The following is a 23,841-nucleotide window of genomic DNA, read 5'->3' on the forward strand; positions in this document are numbered from 1 at the left end:
TGCGGAAACCGTCCTTCAGCACGTTATCCGCTAGGACCGACAGAACAGGGTCCGGGCCTGGGAAAGTCAGCCCCGGGCCGCGTTGAGATAGGTCAGGACGGCGAGCACGCGGCGGTTGTCGTCATCGGAGGGGACAAGGTCGAGCTTGGCGAAGATACTGGCCGTGTGCTTGCCCACCGCGCTCTCGCTGAGGAACAGGCGCTGGGAGATGGCCGCGTTGGAGCGGCCCTCGGCCATCAGCTCCAGCACCTCGCGCTCGCGCGGGGTCAGCGCGCCGAGCGGCTGGTGACGGATGGTGCTGGCCAGCAGCTTGGCGATCACCTCCGGGTCCATCGCGGTGCCTCCCGCGGCGACCCGGCGGACCGCGTCGACGAACTGTTCGGCGTTGAAGACCCGGTCCTTGAGGAGGTAACCGACCGCCCCCGAGCCGTCGGCCAGCAGTTCGCGCGCGTACAGCTGCTCGACGTGCTGGGACAGGACGAGCACCGGCAGGCCGGGGACGGCCCTGCGCGCTGCCAGCGCCGCCTGGAGCCCCTCGTCGGTGAACGTGGGCGGGAGGCGCACGTCGACCACCGCCACGTCGGGCCGGAGCTCGATCAGCGCCTTCATCAGCTCGGGCCCGGATTCCACCGCCGCCACGACCTCGAAGTCGTGCGCCTGGAGCAGGTGGACCAGACCGTCCCGCAGAAGGTAGAGGTCTTCGGCGATGACGACTCTAAGGCTCATCGACCCAACCATAGGCGGGCCGGCACGACCTCCGCCAGCCGGCGCCGGCTGGAGTGCATGGCGGGGATGATCATGCCCGCGGCGTACATGGAGAGGCCCAGGGCGATGTTGAAGACGATCAGCGGCCACTGCAGGGGCTCGGGCAGGTAGAGCGCGAGGAACCAGCTGAGGTGCTCGGTGTCGATGATCTTCATGACCATCGTCACCAGCCCCTGCGGGAAGAGCGGTAGCCAGCCGAGCCCCCAGCAGATCCCAACGATGACGGCCTTCCCCCGAGGTAGCGGCGTGCTGTCCCGGCGCTTCTCGGCGAGCGCGTTGGGCAGGTCGAACGTGGCGGTCGTCGGGCCACCGCGCGGACTGCTGACCGCGAGCACCCCGTCGAAGGCCGCCAGCCTGCGCTCGATGCCTCGCAGGCCACTGCCCAGCGACGGGTCGGCGCCTCCCGCTCCGTCGTCGGTGACCACGACGCGCAGCGCGCGGTCATGGCTGCTGATGTCGATCGACACCCGCTCGGCGCCACCGTGGCGGGCCGCGTTGGTGAGGAGCTCGCTGATCGAGAAGTAGGCGGCAGACTCGACGGGCGAGTCCGGGCGGGCGTCCAGGTCCACGGTGACCGTGACCTTCAGTGGACTGTCCAGCGCCAGGGCGCGCACTGCGTCACCGAGGCCGCGCTCGGCCAGGACCGGTGGATGGATGCCCCTGACCAGGTCACGCAGCTCGACGAGCGCCGTGGAGGAGGCCTCCCTGACCTTGCCGAGCAGGGCCTTGGCGGCCGCCGGATCCTTGTCCATCAGTTCCTCGACCGCGCCCAGCGTCATGCCCATCGCGACAAGCCTCGCCTGCGCACCGTCATGCAGGTCGCGCTCGATCCGCCGCAGCTCGGACGCCTGGGAGTCGACCGTCGCCAGGCGCGCCTGGTCGAGCCGCTGGACCCGCCCCGCGAGCACGGACTTGGCCGTGGGGGAGAGCAACAGGTGGTTCCACCAGGCGTACCCCCGCAGCAGGTGGGGCAGCGCGATCAGCGCGACCGCGGCGGCGCCCCCCAGGAGCGGGGGCACGACCGCCGGCATCGCGGACCGCGACGCCAGGACTGCGCCTGTGGCCAGGGTGAGGGGGAGCAGCAACAGAGCGGCCGCGACCACCGGGTTGAGGAACAGCCAGAGCCCGTCCCGCCAGGTGGCCGGGTCGCCGAACATCCACTTCCAGCGGTTGTTCCAGTCGGGCCAGCGTGGCGTCTTGTAGAGCTGGCGCTCGTGGCGGTACCACCCGTCGGGCTGGGGTCGCGTCGGCAGCGGCGGCGGCAGGTAGGGAACCGGCACCGCGGTCCCGAGCCAGGTGCCGGTCAACCTCCTGGCGAACGCCGTACGGTACCTGATCAGCCAGGCCGTCGGAGGGAACACAAAGATCATCCCCAACCCGAACGTCAGCAGGAACGCGAACAGGGTCAGTGCCACCAGGGCGATGTCCACCAGTGCCATCGCCCCCAGGGCCAGTGCCTTGCCGACCGCCGCCGCGTACGTCTTCATGTGTCAAGTCTCGATGATGTCTCCGGATGTGCCCAGTGGTGGCGGACGCCGTCCGGGGGTGGAGGTAGCCACACCCCTGCCGGGTGCCTGGCCCGCCCCCACCTGGGGTCCAGGTGGATTCTCCCCGCGCGGTGCGACTCCTAGCGTCGGTTGGCATGAAGGTCATCGAGGTCAGCAACCTCCGCAAGCAGTACCGAGACCAACTGGTGGTGGACGACGTCTCGTTCACCGTCGAAGAGGGCGAGATCTTCGGCGTTCTCGGCCCCAACGGTGCCGGCAAGACGACCACCGTGGAGTGCGTCGCCGGCCTGCGCGTCCCCGACTCCGGGACCGTCAGCGTGCTCGGCGGCCTCACCGGCACCGAGCTCAGGGAACAGCTGGGCGTCCAGTTGCAGAGTTCCACGCTGCCGGGAAAGCTCAAAGTGTGGGAGGCGCTCGACCTGTACGCGTCCTTCTACCGGACCCCCGCGGACTGGGTCGAGCTGCTGGAACGGGTCGGGCTCGCCGACAAGCACGACACTCCCTACGGGAAGCTCTCCGGCGGCCAGCAACAGCGGCTCTCGATAGCACTGGCCCTGGTCGGCAACCCGCGCGTGGCGATCCTGGACGAGCTGACCACGGGCCTGGACCCGCAGGCCCGCAGGGACACCTGGGAGCTCATCGAGCGGGTGCGCGATGACGGTGTGACGATCCTGCTGGTCACCCACTTCATGGAGGAGGCCGAGCGGCTCTGCGACCGGCTCGCGCTGATCGACTCCGGCCGGCTGGTCGCGCTGGACAGCCCGTCGGGCCTGATCGCCAAGGTCGGCGGGCAGCAGACCGTCAGGTTCCGGCCCTCCCAGCCGTTCGACGACTCGGTGCTCAAGGCACTGCCCGAGGTCACCGAGATGAGGCGGAGCGGCGGGCAGATCACGGTCACCGGTACCGGTGACCTGCTGCTCGCGATCACGATCGCCCTGTCCGCCGCCCATGTCGTACCCGCCGACCTGCGCGTGGAGCAGGCCAATCTCGACGACGCCTTCCTGGGCCTCACCGGAAAGAAGCTTTCCTGATGAACAAGATGATCCTGACCGAGCTCAAGCTCTTCCTGCGGGACCCCGCCGGCCCGATCTTCGCGATACTGCTCCCCCTCGTGCTCCTGCTCGGGCTGGGCAGCACCGCCGGACTTCAGGAGACCCCTCCCGAGATGGGCGGGGAGCGGATCATCGACACTCACTTTCCCACCATGATGGTGATCCTGGCCGTGGTGACGATGGCACTGACCACCCTGCCGGCGGCGCTGGTGAGCTACCGGGAGAGCGGCGTGCTGCGCCGGATGTCCACCACCCCGGTCAACCCGGTCCGGTTGCTGGTCGCCCAGGTCGTGAACAACCTCGCGGTGGCGATCATCGCCACCGTCCTCCTGATCGGCCTCGGTGGCCTCGTCCTCGGCCTGACCCCGCCCAGGAACCTCCTGGCCTTCGCCGGGGTGTTCGTGCTCGGCACGGCCTCGATGTTCGGCCTGGGGCTGCTGATCTCCGCCTTGGCGCCCAGCGCGAAGTCCGCGCCGGGCATCGGCTCGCTGCTGATGTTCCCGCTGCTGTTCATGTCCGGGATGTGGGTTCCCAGGGAGTTCATGCCGGACCTGGTGCGGCAGATCGGCGACTTCCTGCCGATGGCGCCGTTCGCCACGGCGCTCCGCGACACGTGGGCGGGGCACGCGCCACAGCCGCTGCACCTGGTGGTGGTGGCGGTGACCCTGCTGGTCACGGGTGGACTGGCCACCCGACTGTTCCGGTGGGAGTAGCGGACAGGGTGTGATGACGATCCGCTGTGGCCCGTCCCTCGCGTGGGGCAGGGACGGGCCACGGCTTGTTTCCGCCTTCTTTCCCGGGAAGGGTTCGACGTACTGGGCGGCGGGAGGCTGATATGTCACTCTTGAGTGATGCTGATCCTGGCGCACGTAAGTGACGTCCACATCGACGGTTCCCCCCGCAGCATCGACAGGACCCGATCCGTCATGCGGCACCTGGAGAACCTTTCCGGCCCGCTGGACGCGGTCGTGGTGACCGGCGACATCGCCGACAACGGCCTGATCCAGGAGTACGAGATCGCGCGCGAGCTGCTGACCACACGCCATCCGACGATCATCTGTCCAGGCAACCACGATGCCCGTTCGGCGTTCCGCAAGGTCATGCTCGACGAGGACGGCGACGGGCCGGTCAACCAGGTTCTCCGGCTCGACGGGCTCACCGTCGCGCTGTGCGACTCCAGCGTCCCCGGCCGGCCGGAGGGCTTCCTGGAGGACGAGACGACCGCCTGGCTGCGGGACGTGCTCGCCGAGAGCCCGGACACCCCGGCCATCATCGGTATGCACCACCCGCCGGTGTCGCTGGGCATCCCGTACGTGGACGCGATCCGGCTACGGAACCCGGAGCGGCTGGAGGAGATCGTGCGGCGGTACCCGCAGGTGGCGGCCATCATCGTCGGCCACGCCCACACCGCGGCGAGCACCACCTTCGCCGGCCTGCCGCTCTCGGTCGCTCCCGGCGTCGTCTCGACGCTGCTGCTCAACCAGGAACTCGACATCCCGGTCCCGGTCGACTACGACCTGCCGCCGCAGATCGCCATCCACGTCTTCGACGACGGCCGCCTCGTCACCCACGTCCGCCCGGTCCTCTGACCTCGCCTCGGCCCGAGTTCCAGGAGGGGGCCGGCATCGCCATGGCCACCGCACCGCTCTCCGCGGCGCTTGCCCCGGTAACGCGGGACACGGCCGCGACCACGGCGGACGCCTACTTCGCGGCCCCCCTGTTACCGCTCAGTTCCGCCCGTACGGGCCTGGGTTCCTCACCCGTGCGGAGGTCGTACGCGTCGCGGGCGGCCATGATCTCGGGCATGTGCTCCTCGGACCAGCTCTTGATGCCCTCCATCAGCGTGACCACGCTGTGGCCCAGCGCGCTGAGCTCGTACTCCACCCGGGGCGGGATCGTCGGGTAGACGGTGCGGATCACCATCCCGTCGCGTTCCATGTTCCGCAACGACTGGGTGAGGCTCTTCTGGGTGATCCCGTCGAGCCTGCGGCGCAGCACACCAAACCGGACCGGGCCGTCCCGCAGGGCGTCCACCAGCAGGCAGGTCCACTTGTTGGCAATCGCCTCCAGCACCTTCCGCGAGCCGCACTCCCGGAGGTAAGCGTCGACGGCGCCACGTTCTCGCAGGCCAGAAATAGTTTCCACAAGGTACCTATATATCTCAAAGGTGCCTTCTTACCAAGAGATACCGGCATCGCGGACGATTGATCTCGACGAACTTCCCCGCAGAGGAGATCACGATGCGTGCCATCACCCAGTCCGCCTTCGGTGACCCGTCCGTACTCGGCACCGCCCAGGTCGACCGGCCTGAACCGGATCACGGGCAGGTCCTGATCAGGGTCGGGGCCGCCGGGGTCAATCCGGTCGACGGGGCCGTCCGCTCCGGCGCCTACCCGCTGCTCGGCTCGCCGCCCTTCGTTCTCGGCTGGGACGTCGCGGGCACCGTCGAGTCCACCGGACCCGGCGTGTCCGCGTTCGCCCCCGGTGACGAGGTGCTTGGCCTGCTCGCCTTCCCCGGTGCCGGCAACGCCTACGCCGACTACGTGCTCGCCTCGCCCAACGAGATCGTCCACAGACCGGCCACCCTGTCCGTGGAGGAGGCGGGCGGACTCCCGCTGGCCGGCCTGACCGCCTGGCAGGCACTGGTCGGCATCGCCCGCCTCGGCGAGGGGGAGCGGGTGCTCGTCCACGCCGCCGCCGGAGGGGTCGGCCATCTCGCCGTCCAGATCGCCGCGTCTCGGGGAGCGCACGTCACCGGTACCGCTCGGACCGCCAAGCACGACCTCCTGCGCGAGCTCGGCGCGGACACGCTGATCGACCACACCGTCGCCGACTTCGTCACCGAGACCGAGCCGGTGGACGTGGTGTTCGACCTGGTGGGTGGCGATTACGGAGAGCGTTCCGCCGCCGTGCTCAAGCCCGGCGGCGTGCTCGTCGGCGCGGTCGGGGGCAACCTGGGCATCACCGGGGAACGCGCGGCCGAGCTGGGGGTGCGGCTCGCGGTGGTGAACGTGCGTCCCTCGGCGGCCGACCTGTCGCGGCTGGTGGCCCTGGCGGAGTCGGGCCGGCTCAGGGTCCATGTGGACCAGGCGCTGCCGCTGACCGAGGTGGCCAAGGCGCACGAGCTCCTGTCGACCCGCCGCACCACCGGAAAGATCGTCCTGATCCCCTGATCCCCGTGACGGTCCGGTCATGGGCACCGGGCCGAGGTCGCCAAGACGGCGTGTCGGCCTCTTTCCGAAAGGGATGCCACAACGATGCGTTCGCTGCCCTTTCCTCCTGTACCGGCGAGTTCGTGGAGGTAGTTGGATAGTGGCCATGACGCCGCACCCGGATCTCCTGCGAGTGCTCGGCGAGGTGCGCGTGCTCCTCGCCCAGCCCGACAACGACTTCGCCTGGTCCTCCTGGGAGAACGCGGACGCGGCTCTGGCGGAGATCGACGCCGCGATCGCCCGGATCGGCGCGGACGGCCGGCTCCCGCCCGGGCTCGTGACACTGTTCGCACCGACCGGGCAGATCCAGGAGGTCGCGAGCTCCAGCGGCTGGGACGACGCGTTTCTCGTGCTGGCCGACCGCTTCGATGCCGCGCTGGAGTAGGGCATCGACACGGCCGGCTCCTGCGGACTCGGTACCGTCCTTGCCTCGGACATGGGGCCGGGCGACGGGGTGAGGCCTTTTCACGGCTTGACGGCGATCTCCTCCGCACCGTGCCGGATCCGGACGTGCCCGTCGCAGTTCCTCGACACAAGCCGCCGACCTGCACTTTCTCCCGTTTGTTGCCGGTGACGGGTTTCCTGGCGCCGCCCCGAGTGGTTCTCCGAAAGCGGGCGGTCGTCTCCCGGGCGCGGGGAGTTCGTGGCTACGCCGAGGAGATCGAGGTCAGGTAGAGGGTCACGATCGTCTGCCCCCCTCGGCGTCGAAGACGTCGAACGCTCGCACCGTGCCCTGCTGCAGGGTGTCGGTCAGGATCCTCTGCGGGTGGTCGACGGCATGGCGCAGCACCACCGGATAGCGCCCGTCACGGCCGCCCACTCCGATCGAGAACTGATCGTCCTTGGGGTCGTACTCCAGGTAGGCCAGCGGTAGCTTCTCGGCCCCCAGCAGGTCCCCGAAGTCCTTGCTCATCACTTCGATCGTCACCTCGGCGCCCTCGTAGTTGCGCGTCATGGTGTCGAAGAATTCACGCCACTCCTCACGCACGAGTTCCGACCGCTGCTGGTTCATGTGATGGCTCCCTCCCGCTCAAAGCCCGTAGGCCGCGTGGTCCCCATCCTTGGCGATCCCGAGACCATGCCACATCACCCGATCGAGTAGGAATCCCCCGTCGGGGCAGCAGCATCCCGAACGCCATACGGCCGCGGCTCCCGGTCTTGACCGGCACCCCGTAGCAGCGCCGGCGGCCACGGTGCCGCTCACCCGCTCTCATCTGTGAGACTCCCGAACTTGACTGTCTTGCCCTTGGTCGCCTGGGGCGTGGAGGGCTGCGGGAGAATGGCGGGCGTGAGGGTTGGCGCCGTTGTGAGGCCGCTGGTGAGCGGGGCGACCTATCGGCAAGGGGTCCACCTGCTGCTCGGCGGGGTGCTGCTGCTGCCGTACGTCCTGGTGGCGGTCCTGTTCGCGCAGATGTTCACCGTGCCGGACGCGCCTTACGGGCTGCTGCTGCTCGTGCTCGCCCTCGCGGTCGTGATCGGCGTGGTGCCGCCGTTCCTGCGTGGGACGAGGGCACTGGAGATCGCGGCCGCGCGTGCCCTGCTCGGCGTCGAGCTTCCGGATCCGACCGGGACGGCGGAGTCCGGACGGGAGGCGTGGGAGACCCGCCTGCGGGCGGCCCTGTGGTTCGCCGTTCACCTGGTCGCGGGCGGGGTCGTCGCGTTGCTGATCCTCATTCCCCTGGTGATGGGTGTGACGTTCGTCGTCCAGTGGTTCGGCATCACGGGAGGCGCGCTGGACGGGCTGCGAATCGGGCCGCTGGACGAGCACGACACCGGGTGGCTGTCGCTGCTCGGCGTGGCCACGCTCGCCGGGGTCCTGTACGCCGTGGCGGGGCTCGGGGCGCTGGCGGCCGTCATGGCGCCGGTGCTGCTCGGACCCTCGCCGGCCGAACGCATCGCGGCGCTGGAGGCGCGGGCGGCCCGCCTCGCCGAACGCAACCGGCTGGCCCGCGAGCTGCACGACTCCATCGGGCACGCGCTGACCGTGACGATGCTGCAGGCGTCCGCCACGCTGCACCTCCTGGACACCGACCTGGAGTTCGCCCGCGGCGCGCTCCAGGCGATCGAGGAGACCGGGCGAGCCGCGACGGAAGACCTCGACCGGGTGCTCGGCATGCTGCGCGAAGACGAGCGGGCCGACGAGCTGGGCCGGCAGCGAGCCGCTCGGGGGGCCAACGAGCGAGCCGGTGCGCGGGTCGGCGGGGCGCCGCACGAGCTGGGTGACCTGGACAGGCTGGTGGCGCATTCGCGCGGAACCGGCGTCGAGGTGGACACCGAGATCGAGGGCTCGGTGGACGACCTGCCCGCCCTGGTGTCCCGGGAGGGATACCGCATCATCCAGGAGAGCCTGACGAACGTGCTCCGGCACGCGGGACCGGTTCCGGTCGCGCTGCGCGTCGCCGTGACCGGGCCTACGCTGACGATTGAGGTGTCCAATCCCGTAGCCGCCTCCCATCCACGGCGCGAGGGCGGGCGCGGGCTGGAGGGCATACGCGAACGTGTCACGCTGCTCGGCGGCACGATGACGGCAGGCCCCGACGGCGCCCACTGGCGCGTCTCGGTTCGACTGCCGGCACTGGAGGGAGAGGCATCGTGACGCCCCCAGCGGGGGAGACAAGCTCGTGACGAGGGTTCCGGTACGGACGCGCGTATCGTGACGGCGGTCCGGGTATGGTCACTGCTTGCGGAGAGGGAGGGGCCGTGACGATTCGGGTGGCGATCGTCGACGACGAGGAACTGATCCGGGTGGGGCTCCGGGTGATCATCGACGCGCAGTCCGATCTGGAGGTCGTCGGGGAGGCCGCCGACGGTGCCGAGGTGATGGCGATGGTGGCCCGCACCCGGCCCGACGTGCTCCTCATGGACGTGCGGATGCCTGCGATCGACGGCATCGAGGCGACGCGCCGGCTGCTCGGCGCGTCGAGCGAGCCGCCACGCGTGCTGGTGATCACGACCTTCGAGAACGACGACCACGTGTACGAGGCGCTGCGCGCGGGCGCCGCCGGGTTCATCCTCAAGCGCACCCGGCCGCCGGAGGTCGTGGAGGCGGTACGGGTGGTGGCACGCGGGGAGTCCCTGGTGTTCCCGGCGGCGATCCGGCGCCTGGCCGGCGCGTACGGCCTCGGCGGGATCGACGGGTCGGCCGCCGACCGGCTCCGCCGTGCCCGCCTGACCGAGCGCGAGGAGGAGGTCCTGCGCCTGATGGCCACCGGCCTGTCCAACGCCGAGATCGCCGCGCGGCTGGTGGTGGGGGCCGAGACGGTCAAGACCCACGTCGGCAACGTGCTCGCCAAGCTCGGAGCCCGCGACCGGACCCAGGCCGTGATCGCCGCCTACGAGTCCGGTTTCGTCAGCCCGGTCGGCTGACCGTCACTCCGGACCTTCCCGCCCTCCGGAACCTGCCCGCTGTCCCGGGACGGCCGGCCGTTCGGGACGTGCCTGCCGCTCCGTGCTTCCGGGAGTGCTCCTGGGCACCCGGCCCCGTGGGGTGCCCAGGAGCAGGACGGGGATGGACCGCATGGTCGGCATGGCCCGCTCAGCCCTGCCTTCCGCAGGTGCCGCAGACGCCGCGCCGCCGCACCTGGTACCCGTAGGTGGCGACCGCGAGCGCGACACCCCACAGCGGCCACAGCGCGTGCGTGGCGGCCAGGACCGGGCTGTAGCCCGTGAGATGCCCGCTCTCGAGGGAGAAGATCATCCCGAGGCCCCCGGAGATCACGATGGGGACCACGTACGCCGCCGGGATCACCGCGAGCCTGATCGGGACGCGGCGGCCGGCCAGGCCGATCATCCAGCGAGGGAAGACCTCGCCCCAGCGCTGGATGAGCCCGAGGGTGAGGATCGCGCCGGCGACCGCGAACGTCCCGAGACCGGCGCCGGCCCACACAGCGCCACTGTCCCACAGGTCGCGCAGCATCTCGTCGCTGATGCCGAGCGGTACGCCCGCCAGCCAGGCGTAGCGGCTCACGGAGTAGAGCAGGGGGATGACGACGGCGACGATGGTGGCCCGGCGGCCCCAGGCGGCGATCCGCAAGCGGTCGGCGCCCGAGAAGTCGCGGCCGCGGCCGCAGCGGGCGCAAGCGCCCCGGCCGCGGCGCTGCCAGGAGAGCACGGTGCAGGCGGCGAGGAATCCACCCAGCATGCACCACACCTGATTGCCCAGCGACCAGGTGAACACGGTCCCGTAGTCGATCCCCCGCGGCCAGCCGAAGGGGGCGCCGAGGATGAGCATGGGCGCGTACCCGGTGAGGGCGAGGACGTTCACGGTCGGTACGAGGACCAGCAGGGCGGCGGCGACGGTCCAGCCGAAGCCGAGCAGAAGGGCCCGGCCCGCCCGCGACGGCCGCACCGCGTGCGGACCGGCCATGGCGAGGCAGGCGACCGTGGTGGCGAGCAGGACCAGCGCGAAGAGGGGCGCACCGACCTCGGGCGGCAGGTCCCGCAGTGGCCCCGCCCGGCCTTGCGGGTCGTTGCGCCCGAACGGGAATCCGCTGCCGGTGATGGTCCAGATGAGCGCGACGACACCGTAGACGGCGGCCCAGATCGCCGCGGCGTAGCCGATCCATCCCGAACCGGTGCCCGGTGACCCGGCGATGGCCGATGTCTCGGCAGTGGGGGCGGGTGCGGTGGTGGCGGAGGGCGGCTCAGGGATGGACGAGGGCGCGGTGGCGGCCTGGTGCCGCGTCGGCGTCGCCGGGTCCCCGACGGGTCGGCCATCCGGGGTGAAGGATGAGGATGACAAGGTGCCCTCTTGGTGAGAAGTGCGTGGAATCTCGCACTCCCATGCTCGTCCCGGCCGTGCCCGGACGACTCCCCCCGCGATGGGACCCCGGTCCCCCACACGGGGGATCCGCAGCCCCGCGAGCGCACGCCACCCGCGCCGGCATGGCCGAGTTACGACCAGTCCGATGTGACAGTCGGCCATCCCCATAGCGGGCTCGCGAGCTCGGAGTGGCTGGGCCGGGAGCGGACGGTGTCTGCTTCCCTGAGACGAGACGACGGACTCCATACCGTCTCAGCATGGTGGCCAACTGGCCGGACAGTGGCCTTGGCCAATGAGAACTGGCCAAGAGCGGTGAGACCCTACAGGTCCGCCTAGTGGGGGGCCATGTCGACGAAGCGGCTGTAGTGGCCCTGGAAGGCCACGGTGACCGTGGCGGTGGGGCCGTTACGGTGCTTGGCCACGATCAGGTCGGCCTCACCGGCCCTGGGCGACTCTCGCTCGTAGGCGTCCTCCCGGTGGAGCAGGATGACCATGTCGGCATCTTGCTCGATGCTTCCGGATTCGCGAAGGTCGCTGACCATGGGCCTTTTGTCGGTTCGCTGCTCGGGGCCACGGTTGAGCTGGGAGATCGCGATCACCGGGACCTCCAGCTCCTTGGCGAGCAGCTTGATGGCCCGGGAGATCTCCGAGACCTCGTTCTGGCGGCTCTCGGTCTTCTTCGGCGAGGACATCAGCTGCAGGTAGTCGATGATGACGAACCGCAGGTCGTTGCGTTGCTTGAGACGGCGGCACTTGGCCCTGATCTCCATCATCGACATGTTGGGCGAGTCGTCGATGAACAGCGGCGCCTCGGCCACCTCGCCCATCCGCCGGGCCAGCTTGGCCCAGTCGTCGTCGGTCATCGTGCCCGAGCGCATGGCGTGCAGTGCCACCCGTGCCTCGGCCGACAGCAGGCGCATCGTGATCTCGTTACGGGACATTTCCAACGAGAACACCACAGTCGTCATGCCGTGCTTGATAGCAGCAGATCTGGCGAAATCTAGCCCCAAAGTCGACTTACCGATGGCCGGACGGGCAGCCACGACAATCATCTGGCCGGGGTGCAGGCCGTTGGTGAGCGAGTCGAGGTCCTGGAATCCGGTGGGGACACCGACCATCTGACCACCCCGGCCCCCGATGGCCTCCAGCTCGTCGAGGGCACCCGGCATGATGTCGGCCAGGGGGATGTAGTCCTCGGAGGTGCGGCGCTCGGTGACCTTGTAGATCTCCGCCTGGGCGCGGTCGACGAGGTCGTCGACCTCCTCGTCCTGGCCACCGTAGCCGTAGGAGACGATGCGGGTGCCCGCCTCGATCAGGCGGCGGAGGATGGCCTGCTCCCGGACGATCCTCGCGTAGTAACCGGCGTTGGCCGCGGTCGGCACGACGGCGGTCAGCGTGTGCAGGTAGGCTCCGCCGCCGACCCGGGCGACCTCGCCTCGCTTCTGCAGCTCATCGAAGATGGTGACGGCGTCGGCGGGGTCACCCCGACCGTAGAGGTCGGTGATGATGTCGTAGATGATCTGGTGGGCGGGCCGGTAGAAGTCATCGGATCGCAGGATCTCGACCACGTCGGCGATGGCGTCCTTGGAGAGCAGCATGCCACCCAGGACGGACTGCTCGGCCTCGATGTTGTTCGGCGGGGTGCGCTCGAAACCTGGCTCGAAGACCGGTGGCTCTGCGATGCTCACCGAACACCCCCTCTTTCGAACACAGTTACGCTATCTCTATTTTTAGCCGACCGGTGTGACAGTTTCGCGGCTCGGCGCCCCGACTGGCAACGCGGGCTGTCGACAGAGGTGTGGATAAGCTGTGCACTTCTTCCCCAGAGGTGTGGGCAGCCTGGGGACAGTCCTGTGGATAACTGTTGTCCACAGCTGTGGATATCTTTCTGACCAGGGGAAATGTAATCCACCGCCTGTGGAGAAAAGAAAGTTGGGGCGACACGCCGGGAGTCGCCTTAGATGTCATGAGCCGACCGGTTCATCCTGCTGAAGATCCATCGGGAGGTAAGAGACACAATGGAGCTGTGACTCTTACGCCTCGACCCGGCCGCTCTGGTCGCGACCACGACAGGCAGATCCTGCGGCTGGCACTGCCCTCGTTCGGCGCCCTGGTGGCCGAGCCGCTCTTCCTGCTGACGGACACCGTCATCGTCAGCCGCCTGCCCGCCCCCGCGCTCGGCGCCCTGGGGGTGGCGAGCACGGTGCTGAGCTTCCTGGTGGGGATGTGCGTGTTCCTGGCCTACGGCACGACAGCGGCGGTGGCCAGGCAGATCGGGGCGGGCGAGACCGGGCGGGCACTGCGGCAGGCGGTGGACGGCCTCTGGCTGGCCGCCGGGGTGGGATTGGCGATCATCGTGGTCGTCTGGCCCCTGGCCCCCTGGCTGATCCACCTGATCGGCGCCGAGGGAGAGCTCGCCCGGCAGGCGGTCACCTACCTGCGGATCAGCCTGCTCGGCGTTCCCGCCATGCTGGTGGTACTCGCGGGCACGGGCGTGCTGCGCGGCATGCAGGACGCCTCGACTCCGCTGCTGGTGTCGGGGGGATCCTTCGCGTTGAACGCGGTGCTCAACGTCGTGTTCGTCCTGGGACTGGGCTGGGGGATCGCCGGCTCGGCCTGGGGCACGGTGCTGGCCCAGGCGCTCGCCGCCGCCGTCTACCTCGTCCTGATCTTCGTCCGTTACCGTGCGCCGTTCCGCCCGGACCCGGCGGGCGTGCGGGCGGCGGGCTCGGCCGGGATCGCCCTGATCATCCGTACGGCGTGCCTGCAGACGGTGCTGGCCGTCTCCGCCACGATGGCCACCCGGATGGGAACGGACCAGATCGAGGCATACACCGTCGCCATCAGGATCTGGATCCTGATGGCGTTCGCCCTGGACGCGATCGCGATCGCCGGACAGGCGATCACCGGTCGCGCCCTGGGTGCCGGCGACGTGGCGGGAACTCGCGCGGCGACCTGGAGGATGGTGATCTGGGGAGTCGGCTCCGGCGTGCTGCTCGGCCTCGCCGTGCTGGTGGCCAGGCCGTTCATCCCCGGTCTGTTCGACGCGAGCCCGGCCGTCGCCGCGGAGCTGCTCGACCTGCTCTGGGTGGTGGCCGCCCTGCAGCCGATCGCCGGGGTGGTGTTCGTGCTGGACGGTGTGTTGATCGGTGCCGGGGACCAGCGCTACCTCGCCTGGGCGGGGGTGTGGACGACGATCGCCTACCTGCCCGCCGCGTTACTGGTGGATCTCTGGGGCGGTGGCCTGGTGACGCTCTGGCTGGCGTTCGGGCTGTGGATGATCGCCCGGCTGATCACCCTTTCGACGCGCGTGTACGGCCCGGCGTGGCTGGTGGTCGGCGGCTGAGCGGGCGGGTAATCCGGGCGTGACACTGTGGTGTCCACGACGTGACCGGATAGCACTTGTCCCAGGTGACCCCCCTGCGGCACTGTGAAACAAGTCCGACAATAAGGGTATTTAGCCCATCACGATTGGCCAGGTCGTGCCCGAAGGTCCTCCCCCGTCGATCGTGCGCCGCATGCCACCGAGCCATGCCACAGACCGGTGGACCGGTGCGCGCCACGGCCTGCCCATGGCCTATCGCAGAGCCGATCTCGTCGTCCTCGGTATCGGCGTCATGATCGGTGCGGGCATCTTCAGCCTCGCCGGCCGCCAGGCGGCGACCATGGCCGGGCCTGGCGTGATCCTCTCCTTCATGATCGCGGGAATCACCAGCCTGCTGGTGGCCTTCTGCGTCGCCGAACTGTCCTCCGCCATGCCTGCCTCGGGAAGCGCCTACACCTTCAGCTACGTCATCTTCGGCGAGGTCTGGGCCTGGGTGGTGGGCTGGGCTCTGGTCATGGAACTCCTGCTGGCCGCGGCGACGGTGGCCCGCGCGTGGTCGCTCTACGCCGCCCAGATGCTCACCGACTTCGGGGTACGCCTTCCCGACGTGGTCGCGGGGATGGTCGGCCGGCACACGGGTTTCGATCTTTTCACGCTGTTCATCCTGGTGATCCTGACGGCCGTGGTGGCCCTGGGCGCCCGCGTCGGACTGCGCGCCCTGTGGATCATCGTGATCGCCAAGCTGCTGGCCGTCGGCGCGGTCATCGTGGTCGGCGCCCTCCACTTCGACCAGCGCAACCTAGCGGCCATCCCGGTGCCGGCGGTGCCCGCGGAGAAGGCCGAGGAGGCCCTGCACTCCCCGCTGATCGGCATCGTCTTCGGCCAGACGGGCGCCTTCGGCTGGTTCGGCATCTTCGCGGCCTCGGCGGTCATCACCTTCGCGTACATCGGCTTCGACGTCGTGGCCACCGCCGCCGAGGAGGCCGAGGACGCCCCGCGCTCGATCCCGCAGGGCATCATCCGCGCGCTGGTGATCACTACGGTCATCTACATCGCGGTCGCGCTGGTGATGGTCGGGATGACCCCGTACGACAAGATCGACACCGCCGCGCCACTCGCCAACGCCTTCCGCGACGCCGGCGAGGGCTTCATGGTGCACGTCATCAACATCGGAGCGGTGCTCGGCCTCACCACGGTCGTCCTGGTGCTGCTCGTCGGCCTGACCCGCGTGCTGTTCTCCATGGCTCGCGACGGGTTGATCCCCCGCTCGCTCTCCAAGATCAACCGTAGCTACCACAGCCCGACGAGGGCCACGCTGGTCATCGGATTCCTGGCGATCCTGCTGGCCGAGTTCGTGGACGTGTTCACGCTCGAACCGCTGGTCGTGATCGGTGCCCTGTTCGTGTTCATCTCCGTGGCCGGCGGAGTGATCAGGATGCGGCAGACGATGCCGGACCTGCCCAGGGGCTTTCGCACCCCGCTCTCTCCCGGCGTGCCAATCGCCTCGATCGCCGCCTGCCTCTGGCTCATGGTGAACCTCCAGCTCATCACCTGGCTGTACTTCATCATCTGGATGGCCTTCGGCGTGCTGGTCTACCTGGTGTACGGCAGGCGCAACAGCGTGCTCGCCAGGATGGCGCAGTCCGTCCCCGAGGCTCCCGCCCCCTCCGCAGGGCCGCCGGGGCCTCCCGGCCCTCCGGAAGGTCCCGGCGGCCCCGGCACCGGGTCCCGCGGCAGGCACCGGCGCTGAGGTCTCCGCGAGCGTCTGGAGCGCGGGGTCCCGTCCCTCGAAAATCCGGCCTCCCCGGGCCGGAGGACGTCAAAGGCGCCGGGCGTCGATCACGCTCTGCACGAACTCCCTGGTACGAGCCTCGCGGGGAGCGGTGAAGATCTGCTCGGGGGTGCCGCGCTCCAGGAGCACACCACCGTCGAGGAAACAGACGGTGTCGGCGATCTCGCGGCAGAAACCCATCTCATGCGTGGTCAGGACCATGGTCATGCCGCCCTCCTTGAGCTCCCGGATGATCCCGAGCACCTCCTTGACCAGCGCCGGGTCCAGCGCCGAGGTGACCTCGTCCAGCAGCATCAGGCGGGGCTGGGTGGCCAGGGCCCTGATGATGGCGACTCGCTGCTGCTGGCCGCCGGAGAGCTGATCCGGGTAGGCGCCCGCCCTGTCCGCCAGGCCGAACCTGTCCAGCAGGTCACGGGCCTGTTGCTCGGCCTGCCTTCTGCCCACGCCGTGCGCCTTCCGCGGGGCCAGCGTGATGTTGTCCAGCACGGTCATGTGCGGGAACAGGTTGAAGGCCTGGAACACGATGCCCATGCGCTTGCGCACGTCGTTGAGATCGGCGCGGGCGTCGGTGATCTCCTCGCCGTCCAGGCGGATCGTGCCGTCGTCGGCGGTCTCCAGCAGGTTCACGCAGCGCAGCAGCGTGGACTTCCCCGATCCCGAGGCACCGATCAGGCAGACCACCTCGTGCGGGTCGACCTCCAGGTCGATACCGCGCAGCACGCTGTGGCCCCGGTAGTTCTTCCACAGGCCCTCGATGCTCAGCAGGCTCATGTCCCCTCCTTTCCGCCGGTTTCCCGCTGCCCGCTCACTGGCTCCGCCGCCGCTGCGAGCGGACCGCCAGATAGTCGGTGAAGCGGGCCATCGGAATGGTGAGCAGGATGAACAGCAGCGCCGCCACCAGGTAGGGGGTGTAGTTGAAGTTGCCGGCCACGTGGATCTGCGCCTGCCTCAGCGCCTCCAGCGGGCCGATCGTGGCGACGAGCGCGGTGTCCTTCTGCAGCGAGACGAAGTCGTTGAGCAGCGGCGGCACCACCCGGCGCACGGCCTGCGGCACCACCACGTGACGCATGGTCTGGCCGTGGCTCAGGCCGAGGGACCGGGCGGCGGCCCGCTGGCTGGGATGCACCGACTCGATACCCGCCCGGAAGACCTCCGCCACGTACGCTCCGTACGAGAGCGTGAGTGCGATGATGCCCAGCGTCGCGAGGTCCGTCGGGGTGCCCTGCAGGCCGAGCGCGGGCAGCCCGAAGCCGACGAGATAGATGATGAGGATCGTGGGCACGCCGCGGAAGATGTCGGTGTAGATCACCGCCAGGGCGCGCAGCGGGAAGAAGACCGGCGCCGTGAGGTTGCGGGCCAGCGCGACCAGCAGGCCCACGAGAAGGATCAGCGGCTCGGCGATCAGGAAGATCTTGATGTTGAGCAGGAACCCGCTCAGCACGTCCGGCAGCGCCTTGACGAACTGCTCGGGATCGAAGAACGTGTCCCGCACCCGGGGCCAGCCGGGGGAGGCGGTGAAGAGCCAGAACAGCAGGACGATCACGATGATCGTCGAGACCGTCGCGACGGAGCCCGAGCGGAGAGACGATCTCCTGCGGAGCCGCTCCCGCTCAAGCTGCCGCTCGCTCTTCGTCCAGTCGTCGGAGAGCCGCAGGCTCTCGTCGTTCCTCATCGAGCGCCGCGGCGCGGACCGTACGCGCTCCGCGCCCACGGCGGTGGCATGAGCTCCGGGATCACTTCAGCTCCGGCGCACCCGCGGCGGAACCGAGCCACTCGGTTTCGATCTTCGCCAGCTCGCCGGAGGCGGTCAGCTTGTCGATCGCCTCGTTGACGCAGCTCACCAGCGGGCTGCCCTTCTCGAACACCACGCCGAAGACCTCGGGAACGCCGGAGGCGGTGCCGAACTGGCCAACGATCTTGGAGTTCTCGACCTGGGCGGCGGTCACGTAGAACGCGGTGGGCAGGTCCACCACCACCGCGTCGACCTGCTTGTTCTTCAGCGCGTTGACGGCGTCGATCTGCTCGTTGTAGACGTTGAGCTCGGCCGAGGGCTGGATGACGTCCTTGACCGCCTGCAGCGAGGTGGTGCCGACCTGCACGCCGATCTTGGCGTCCTTCAGGGCCGCCAGGTCCGTGGCGGCGGCGACCTTCGAGCCGTCCAGCGCGACCACCGCCTGCTTGACCGTGTAGTAGCCCTTGCTGAAGTCGACGACCTTGGCCCGGTCGGGGGTCACCGAGACCTGGTTGACGTCGAAGTCGAACTGCTTGGCACCCGGCGCGAACGCGGAGTCGAACTTCACGGTGGCCCAGGTGACGTCGCCTTCGGCGAAGCCCATCTGGCCCGCGACGGCGTAGGCGACGGCGCTCTCAAAGCCCTTGCCGTTGGCCGGGTCGTCGTCGTTGAACCACGGCTCGTAGGCGGGCTTGTCGGTGCCGATGGTGAGCTTGCCGGGGGTCTTCAGCGCGAGGCTCTCCTTGGCACAGGCGCTGGAGGCGGCTCCGGAGGCGCTCGGGGCCGCAGAGCTCGTCTGGGTCGTCGTTTCCGAGGCCGGCGCACAGGCCACCGCGGTCGCCGCGAGGGCACCGAGCGCGAGCAGCATCGAGGGACGGACCATGACAAGACCTCCAGGGGGAAGCAACGATTCCCGAATTGTATGTATCAGCGATGACCTGGAGTAACACGGTCTCGGCATGTGAGCCTCTTCTCGCGGACGAAGAGCCTTCCGCACGCCCCGCTGATATCCCGGCGGGCGGCCGGGCCATGGAGAACCGACACCGCCGGTTGCGAAAGAACAAGGGCTCCTCCCCGCGAACGGGGAGGAGCCCTTGTCTCACTGGGCCTCTCAGGCCGCGACGACCTCGACATCGAGGGACGCGGAGACCTCCGGGTGCAGCTTGACGCTGACCCGGTGGGAGCCGAGGCTCTTGATCGCGGAGGCGATCTCGATGCGACGACGGTCGAGCACGGGGCCACCGGCGGCCTTGACGGCCTCGGCGACGTCACCCGTGGTGATGGAGCCGAAGAGGCGACCGGACTCGCCGGCCTTCGTCTTCAGGACCACCTTCAGGGCCTGCAGCTGGCCGGCGACCTCCTTGGCGGTGCCAAGGTCGCGGATCTCGCGGGCGTCGCGAGCCTTCTTGATCGAGGAGATCTGCTTCTCGCCGCCGCGCGTCCAGAGGATCGCGAAGCCGCGGGGAAGCAGGTAGTTGCGGCCGTAGCCGTCCTTGACCTCGACGATGTCGCCGGGGGCGCCGAGGCCGGTGACCTCACTGGTGAGAATGAGCTTCATCTGTCCGGACCTCCTTAGCGCGCGGTGCTCATGTACGGCAGGAGCGCCATCTCACGAGCGTTCTTGATAGCGGTCGCCACGTCACGCTGGTGCTGGGTGCAGTTGCCAGTCACCCGGCGGGCACGGATCTTGCCGCGGTCGGAGATGAACTTCCGAAGCAGCGCCGTGTCCTTGTAGTCGACGTAGGAGATCTTGTCGTGGCAGAACAGGCAAACCTTCTTCTTGGGCTTGCGCAGTGCCGGCTTGGCCATCGTGGTGCTCCTTTCAGAGCCCCGCCGTCAGGCGGGAATGGTCGCTGCGGATATGGACTGGGATTGCGGGAGGACCGCCGTCCCTAGAAAGGCGGTTCGTCGCTGAAGTCGCCGCCGCCGAAGCCGCCGCCACCCTGCTGCTGGCCGCCGCCCCCGTAGTTGTTGCCGCCGCCGCCGAAGCCGCCACCTTGCGGTGCGGCGGGCGCCGCGGAGGCCCACGGGTCGTTGGCCGGGCCGCCGCCGAAGCCGCCGCCACCGCCCTGACGGGCGGTCTTGTTGACCTTGGCGGTCGCGTTTCTCAGGGAGGGGCCGACCTCGTCGACCTCAACCTCGTAGACCGTGCGCTTCTCGCCTTCCTTGGTCTCGTAAGACCTCTGGCGCAGCCGTCCCTGAACTATGACCCGCATGCCGCGCTGGAGGCTCTCGGCGGCGTTCTCCGCCGCCTGCCGCCACACGTTGCAGGTCAGGAACAGGCCTTCGCCGTCCTTCCACTCGTTGGTCGTCTTGTCGAGGAACCTCGGAGTGGATGCGATGCGGAACCGGGCCACCGCTTGCCCCGTGGGGGTGAAGCGCAGCTCCGGGTCGTCGACGAGGTTGCCGACGATGGTGATCGTGGTGTCGCCTGCTGCCATGGCTAGCGCTGCCCTTCCTGCGGCCTTCGCTGGTTATCGGCTCAGAGTACGGCTGCCGCCCGACAAAATGCCGGGAGTTAGTGCACGTCCGGGCGGAGAACCTTGGTGCGCAGAATTCCCTCGTTGAGGTTCATCTGCCGGTCGAGCTCCTTGACCGTGGCGGGCTCGGCGCTCAGGTCGATGACGGCGTAGATGCCCTCGGGCTTCTTCGCGATGTCGTAGGACAGCCTGCGGCGACCCCACACGTCGACCTTCTCCACGGTGCCGCCGTCGTTGCGGACGACCGTGAGGAACTGGTCGAGGGAAGGGGCGACCGTACGCTCATCGAGCGAGGGGTCAAGAATGACCATCACTTCGTAACGGCGCATGCTGACTTCAACCTCCTCTGGACTCTTGCGGTCACGACACCGTGCCGTGACAGGAGGACGCTGACGTGCTTCACCTCGGGCGCCCATTTCGGCGCTCGGGGTGGAGGGTGGGCGATAACACACCCATTCGACGTAGCCGTGCCAGCCTACCAGTCCGTCAAGGGTTGGGCCGTCGCCTCGCCGGGCACGTCCTGTCGCAGGAGAAAGAGGAGGCGGTGAAGATGCCTCGTGCGTATGGACATGCCCGGAAGAGACCCTTGCGGTTCACGTTGAACACCGACGGGCGTCGTCACAGGATCGAGAACGTGCTGAGCGTCGTCACGATCGGCTGCGGACTGCTCGCCTTCGCCACCGGACTGATCCCCGCCGCGCATGTCGTCGCCTCGTGGGCGGGGGTGCTGGGATTCTGCGGGGGCCTCTACTCGCAGTACGTCTCCGCGACGACGCCGGAGCGCGCGCTGAACATCGTGGGCATCGTGGCCTCGTTCGTCGGTGTGGCCTTCGGCATCTATCACGGGGGTTTCCTCCCGTGAGGCCCCGAATCAGACGAAGGCCACACCGGCGCGGGGGCGGCTAACCATTCAGGCGCAGGTCCACGCCGAGCAGGACGAGGAACCACAGGAAGACCGCCAGCAGAGCCTCGGCGACGTCCTTCAGGAGCGCGGGAGTGATGTAGTCGTACACCCAGGCGACGTAGAGGCCGACCAGGATGTAGATGAGGCCGATGAGACTGATCCCTCTGCGATAGTAGGCCACGTGGACTCCTTGTGTTCGGCCCGTGGGGGTGAGTGGTAGGGCGCGCCCTGCGACTGCCCAGGGCCTCGCCGTTGAAACAGCTAGGCTCGGACACATGCCGCTTATCGGAGCTCATGTCGACCAGGACGACCCGCTGGCGCACGCCAGGGCGCGCGGCGCCGAGGTCGTGCAGTTCTTCCTCGGTGACCCGCAGGGCTGGAAGGGCCCGGTCATCGGCGAGAAGACCCGGGAGATCAAGGACTCGGACGTGGAGGTCTACGTCCACGCCCCCTATGTGATCAATGTGGCGACCGCCAACAACCGGGTCCGCATCCCCAGCCGCAAGCTGCTCGGCTCGCATCTCGCCGCGGCGGCCGAGCTCGGCGCCAGGGGGCTGATCGTCCACGGCGGGCACGTGGGGGCCGGGGACGACCCGCAGAAGGGCTTCGACAACTGGCGCAAGGTGTTCGAGCGCCTGGAGGAGCACCGGATCCCCGTGCTCATCGAGAACACCGCGGGCGGCGGCAACGCGATGGCGCGCAAGCTTGAGCGCATCGCCCGGCTCTGGGACGCGCTCGACGGCTTCGACGTGGGCTTCTGTCTCGACACCTGCCACGCCCACGCGGCCGGCGAGGACCTGGCGGACGTGGTCGAGCGGGTCATGGCGATCACCGGCAGGATCGACCTGATCCACTGCAACGACTCTCGCGACGCCTTCGACTCCGGCGCCGACCGGCACGCGAGCCTCGGAGCGGGTCAGATCGACCCCGAGCTCATCCTGAGCGTGTGCCGGAGCGCGAACGCGCCGATCGTGGTGGAGACGCCCTTCGACGGCCAGGCCGCCGACATCGCCTTCCTCAGATCGAAGCTCTAGCGCGAGACCTCGGACGGGAGAGTCCGTCCACAGCCTGTGGATAACTTGGTGGGATTACTTTTCCCCGGAAACGGGTAAGGGGCTGCTCCCGGCGCTCAGCCCACCCAGGCACCGTCGGCGAAGATCAGCGCGTTGAGCGCCATCAGCGGGCCCACCACCAGGGCGTAGACGACGATGATCCACCGCCGCCACGGTGCCTGCCCGCCGCTCGCCTTCGCGATCAGGATGAAGAGCGGCCACCACAGCAGCGCCGAGCGCGGAACCGACAGGTAGTAGGCGGAGCAGAGCAGGGCGCCCACCTGAAGTCCCACGTAGACGAACTCGCTCCACCTCCGCAGGTAGAGCAGGACCAGTACGAGCACGACCCCGACGATCGCCCCCACGATCTCAAGCCGGAACGCCCAGGCGAACCGGCCCTCGCCCATGGCCGAGTTCCAGGTCGTGATCAGCGACTCCCAGGGCCACACCATGTGCCGACCCCAGCCGGCCTCCTGGGCACTCTTCCAGGCCAGCCAGTCGCCGGTGCGGGAGTGCTGGTAGGCGGAGTAGAGCACCAGCGGCACGAACGGGAGCACCAGCCAGCCGGCCTGCCGTACGAGCTGCCGTACGGGCCGCCGCCGGGCGAAGAACTCCACGATCAGCGCCAGGGCCAGGAACAGGCCGGTGATCCGCACGCAGGAGGCGCCCGCCGCCAGGACCGCGGCGAGCGGCCAGCGCCCCCTGCGCGCCGCGAGCCAGGCGGGAACGGCGAAGGCCAGGAAGAGCGACTCGCTGTAGCCCGCGAACAGGAACACCGCCATCGGCCAGAGCAGCAGCGCCAGCACCGCGTGCCGGCCGGTCCCCGGGGGCCCCTCGAACTCGGCCAGCCTGGCGAGCGCCATCATCGCGACGGCACCGGCCACGAAGGAGATCAGCAGCCCGGCGACCGTCCAGTCGCCGACCACGAGGTGCACCGCGCGGAGCGCCAGGGGCATCCCGGGGAAGAAGGCGGGCAGCCCCTTGTCAGGCTCGCTGCCGGGGGCGCCACCGTAACCGTGCTCGGCGATGGTGGCCAGGAGGCTGGCATCCCAGTGCTTCCAGCGCTCCAGGAACGGCGGCGGGACCGCGTCCCCCTCCATCATCGCCTGGGTGCCGACGACGACCAGGGCGACGATTCCCAGCCTGGAGGCCAGCCAGAGCAGCAGCCCTTCCTGCGCGGTATCCCGCGGGGGCTCGACAGGATTCACAAACTGGGATTGTCGCGGATCATCCCGACCGGCCGCCAGACTCACGCCG

The 23,841-nt window shown here is 69.3% G+C and carries 26 protein-coding genes; 11 read left to right on the top strand and 15 right to left on the bottom strand.

The annotated features are described in order from the left end of the window. Window positions 1–66: 66 nt before the first annotated feature. Window positions 67–726 carry a response regulator transcription factor gene (locus ABZU75_RS00945; protein WP_355547669.1) on the bottom strand — a complete coding sequence of 220 codons (660 nt, stop codon included), beginning with the start codon at window positions 724–726 and terminating at the stop codon, window positions 67–69. After that, a complete protein-coding gene (locus ABZU75_RS00950) occupies window positions 723–2,252 on the bottom strand; it encodes a histidine kinase (RefSeq protein WP_355547672.1) in 1,530 nt (509 codons plus the stop codon). The genes ABZU75_RS00945 and ABZU75_RS00950 overlap by 4 nt, the downstream gene beginning before the upstream one ends. 155 nt (window positions 2,253–2,407) lie before the next feature. Between ABZU75_RS00950 and ABZU75_RS00955 the strand changes: the two genes are divergently transcribed. The 3 genes from ABZU75_RS00955 (at window position 2,408) to ABZU75_RS00965 (ending at window position 4,914) form a co-directional block, all read left to right on the top strand. After that, window positions 2,408–3,304, top strand: coding sequence for an ABC transporter ATP-binding protein (locus ABZU75_RS00955; RefSeq protein WP_355547675.1), 897 nt, complete (start codon window positions 2,408–2,410; stop codon window positions 3,302–3,304). Next, window positions 3,304–4,038, top strand: a complete 735-nt coding sequence (locus tag ABZU75_RS00960) for an ABC transporter permease (RefSeq protein WP_350913641.1) — start codon at window positions 3,304–3,306, stop codon at window positions 4,036–4,038. Before ABZU75_RS00955 ends, ABZU75_RS00960 begins: the two co-directional genes overlap by 1 nt. 138 nt (window positions 4,039–4,176) lie before the next feature. After that, window positions 4,177–4,914, top strand: coding sequence for a phosphodiesterase (locus ABZU75_RS00965; protein WP_355547679.1), 738 nt, complete (start codon window positions 4,177–4,179; stop codon window positions 4,912–4,914). Window positions 4,915–5,026: 112 nt separating this feature from the next. Here ABZU75_RS00965 and ABZU75_RS00970 read toward each other — a convergent pair whose 3' ends face one another. Continuing rightward, window positions 5,027–5,470 (bottom strand): helix-turn-helix domain-containing protein, encoded by a 444-nt coding sequence (locus ABZU75_RS00970; RefSeq protein WP_355547682.1) that lies wholly within the window; start codon window positions 5,468–5,470, stop codon window positions 5,027–5,029. Between the two features lie 95 nt (window positions 5,471–5,565). Between ABZU75_RS00970 and ABZU75_RS00975 the strand changes: the two genes are divergently transcribed. Continuing rightward, window positions 5,566–6,498 (top strand): NADP-dependent oxidoreductase, encoded by a 933-nt coding sequence (locus ABZU75_RS00975; RefSeq protein ID WP_355547685.1) that lies wholly within the window; start codon window positions 5,566–5,568, stop codon window positions 6,496–6,498. Between the two features lie 145 nt (window positions 6,499–6,643). Continuing rightward, window positions 6,644–6,922, top strand: a complete 279-nt coding sequence (locus ABZU75_RS00980; RefSeq protein WP_355547688.1) for a hypothetical protein — start codon at window positions 6,644–6,646, stop codon at window positions 6,920–6,922. 294 nt (window positions 6,923–7,216) lie between these two features. On the opposite strand, the gene ABZU75_RS00985 is transcribed toward ABZU75_RS00980, so the two are convergent. Then, a complete protein-coding gene (locus ABZU75_RS00985) occupies window positions 7,217–7,549 on the bottom strand; it encodes a DUF5335 family protein (RefSeq protein WP_355547691.1) in 333 nt (110 codons plus the stop codon). Window positions 7,550–7,825: 276 nt separating this feature from the next. On the opposite strand from ABZU75_RS00985, the gene ABZU75_RS00990 reads away from it, so the two are divergent. Together ABZU75_RS00990 and ABZU75_RS00995 are read left to right on the top strand one after the other, a co-directional pair. Next, complete coding sequence (locus tag ABZU75_RS00990; RefSeq protein WP_355547694.1) at window positions 7,826–9,133, top strand: histidine kinase; 1,308 nt, start codon at window positions 7,826–7,828, stop codon at window positions 9,131–9,133. A gap of 104 nt (window positions 9,134–9,237) precedes the next feature. Beyond that, on the top strand, window positions 9,238–9,903 hold the full coding sequence (locus ABZU75_RS00995; protein WP_355547697.1) for a response regulator transcription factor: 666 nt from the start codon (window positions 9,238–9,240) through the stop codon (window positions 9,901–9,903). A gap of 169 nt (window positions 9,904–10,072) precedes the next feature. Here the strand turns inward: ABZU75_RS00995 and ABZU75_RS01000 are convergent, their stop codons facing one another. Further along, the gene (locus tag ABZU75_RS01000; RefSeq protein WP_355547700.1) at window positions 10,073–11,278 is read right to left on the bottom strand and encodes a hypothetical protein; all 1,206 of its coding nucleotides are present in this window, start codon (window positions 11,276–11,278) and stop codon (window positions 10,073–10,075) included. 353 nt (window positions 11,279–11,631) lie between these two features. Further along, entirely contained in the window at window positions 11,632–12,987 is a 1,356-nt protein-coding gene (gene dnaB / locus ABZU75_RS01005; protein ID WP_030919742.1) for a replicative DNA helicase, read from the bottom strand. A gap of 338 nt (window positions 12,988–13,325) precedes the next feature. Here dnaB and ABZU75_RS01010 point away from each other — a divergent pair, with 338 nt between their 5' ends. Together ABZU75_RS01010 and ABZU75_RS01015 are read left to right on the top strand one after the other, a co-directional pair. Continuing rightward, window positions 13,326–14,645: an MATE family efflux transporter gene (locus ABZU75_RS01010; protein WP_355547705.1), complete on the top strand. Its 1,320-nt coding sequence runs from the start codon at window positions 13,326–13,328 to the stop codon at window positions 14,643–14,645. Between the two features lie 226 nt (window positions 14,646–14,871). Then, a complete protein-coding gene (locus ABZU75_RS01015) occupies window positions 14,872–16,374 on the top strand; it encodes an amino acid permease (protein ID WP_355547708.1) in 1,503 nt (500 codons plus the stop codon). 69 nt (window positions 16,375–16,443) lie between these two features. Here ABZU75_RS01015 and ABZU75_RS01020 read toward each other — a convergent pair whose 3' ends face one another. The 7 genes from ABZU75_RS01020 to rpsF form a co-directional block, all read right to left on the bottom strand. Continuing rightward, the gene (locus ABZU75_RS01020) at window positions 16,444–17,187 is read right to left on the bottom strand and encodes an amino acid ABC transporter ATP-binding protein (RefSeq protein ID WP_355547711.1); all 744 of its coding nucleotides are present in this window, start codon (window positions 17,185–17,187) and stop codon (window positions 16,444–16,446) included. A gap of 34 nt (window positions 17,188–17,221) precedes the next feature. Further along, on the bottom strand, window positions 17,222–18,088 hold the full coding sequence (locus ABZU75_RS01025) for an amino acid ABC transporter permease (RefSeq protein ID WP_355547714.1): 867 nt from the start codon (window positions 18,086–18,088) through the stop codon (window positions 17,222–17,224). A gap of 61 nt (window positions 18,089–18,149) precedes the next feature. Then, a complete protein-coding gene (locus ABZU75_RS01030; protein ID WP_355547717.1) occupies window positions 18,150–19,031 on the bottom strand; it encodes an ABC transporter substrate-binding protein in 882 nt (293 codons plus the stop codon). 228 nt (window positions 19,032–19,259) lie between these two features. Further along, window positions 19,260–19,706 carry a 50S ribosomal protein L9 gene (gene rplI / locus ABZU75_RS01035; protein ID WP_350913669.1) on the bottom strand — a complete coding sequence of 149 codons (447 nt, stop codon included), beginning with the start codon at window positions 19,704–19,706 and terminating at the stop codon, window positions 19,260–19,262. Window positions 19,707–19,720: 14 nt separating this feature from the next. After that, window positions 19,721–19,957, bottom strand: coding sequence for a 30S ribosomal protein S18 (rpsR, locus tag ABZU75_RS01040; RefSeq protein WP_012895699.1), 237 nt, complete (start codon window positions 19,955–19,957; stop codon window positions 19,721–19,723). Between the two features lie 83 nt (window positions 19,958–20,040). Beyond that, window positions 20,041–20,589 (bottom strand): single-stranded DNA-binding protein, encoded by a 549-nt coding sequence (locus tag ABZU75_RS01045; protein ID WP_355547721.1) that lies wholly within the window; start codon window positions 20,587–20,589, stop codon window positions 20,041–20,043. 77 nt (window positions 20,590–20,666) lie between these two features. After that, window positions 20,667–20,957, bottom strand: coding sequence for a 30S ribosomal protein S6 (gene rpsF, locus ABZU75_RS01050; RefSeq protein WP_030919721.1), 291 nt, complete (start codon window positions 20,955–20,957; stop codon window positions 20,667–20,669). Window positions 20,958–21,214: 257 nt separating this feature from the next. On the opposite strand from rpsF, the gene ABZU75_RS01055 reads away from it, so the two are divergent. Then, window positions 21,215–21,490, top strand: a complete 276-nt coding sequence (locus ABZU75_RS01055; RefSeq protein ID WP_350913674.1) for a hypothetical protein — start codon at window positions 21,215–21,217, stop codon at window positions 21,488–21,490. Window positions 21,491–21,530: 40 nt separating this feature from the next. On the opposite strand, the gene ABZU75_RS01060 is transcribed toward ABZU75_RS01055, so the two are convergent. Further along, complete coding sequence (locus tag ABZU75_RS01060; protein ID WP_030919717.1) at window positions 21,531–21,713, bottom strand: hypothetical protein; 183 nt, start codon at window positions 21,711–21,713, stop codon at window positions 21,531–21,533. A gap of 94 nt (window positions 21,714–21,807) precedes the next feature. On the opposite strand from ABZU75_RS01060, the gene ABZU75_RS01065 reads away from it, so the two are divergent. Beyond that, window positions 21,808–22,566, top strand: coding sequence for a deoxyribonuclease IV (locus tag ABZU75_RS01065; RefSeq protein WP_355547726.1), 759 nt, complete (start codon window positions 21,808–21,810; stop codon window positions 22,564–22,566). Between the two features lie 95 nt (window positions 22,567–22,661). Here ABZU75_RS01065 and ABZU75_RS01070 read toward each other — a convergent pair whose 3' ends face one another. Beyond that, a complete protein-coding gene (locus tag ABZU75_RS01070; protein WP_355547729.1) occupies window positions 22,662–23,792 on the bottom strand; it encodes a hypothetical protein in 1,131 nt (376 codons plus the stop codon). Window positions 23,793–23,841 lie beyond the last annotated feature (49 nt).

The sequence above is a fragment of the Streptosporangium sp. NPDC005286 genome, assembly GCF_040607515.1.
In the GTDB taxonomy this organism is placed as follows: domain Bacteria; phylum Actinomycetota; class Actinomycetes; order Streptosporangiales; family Streptosporangiaceae; genus Streptosporangium.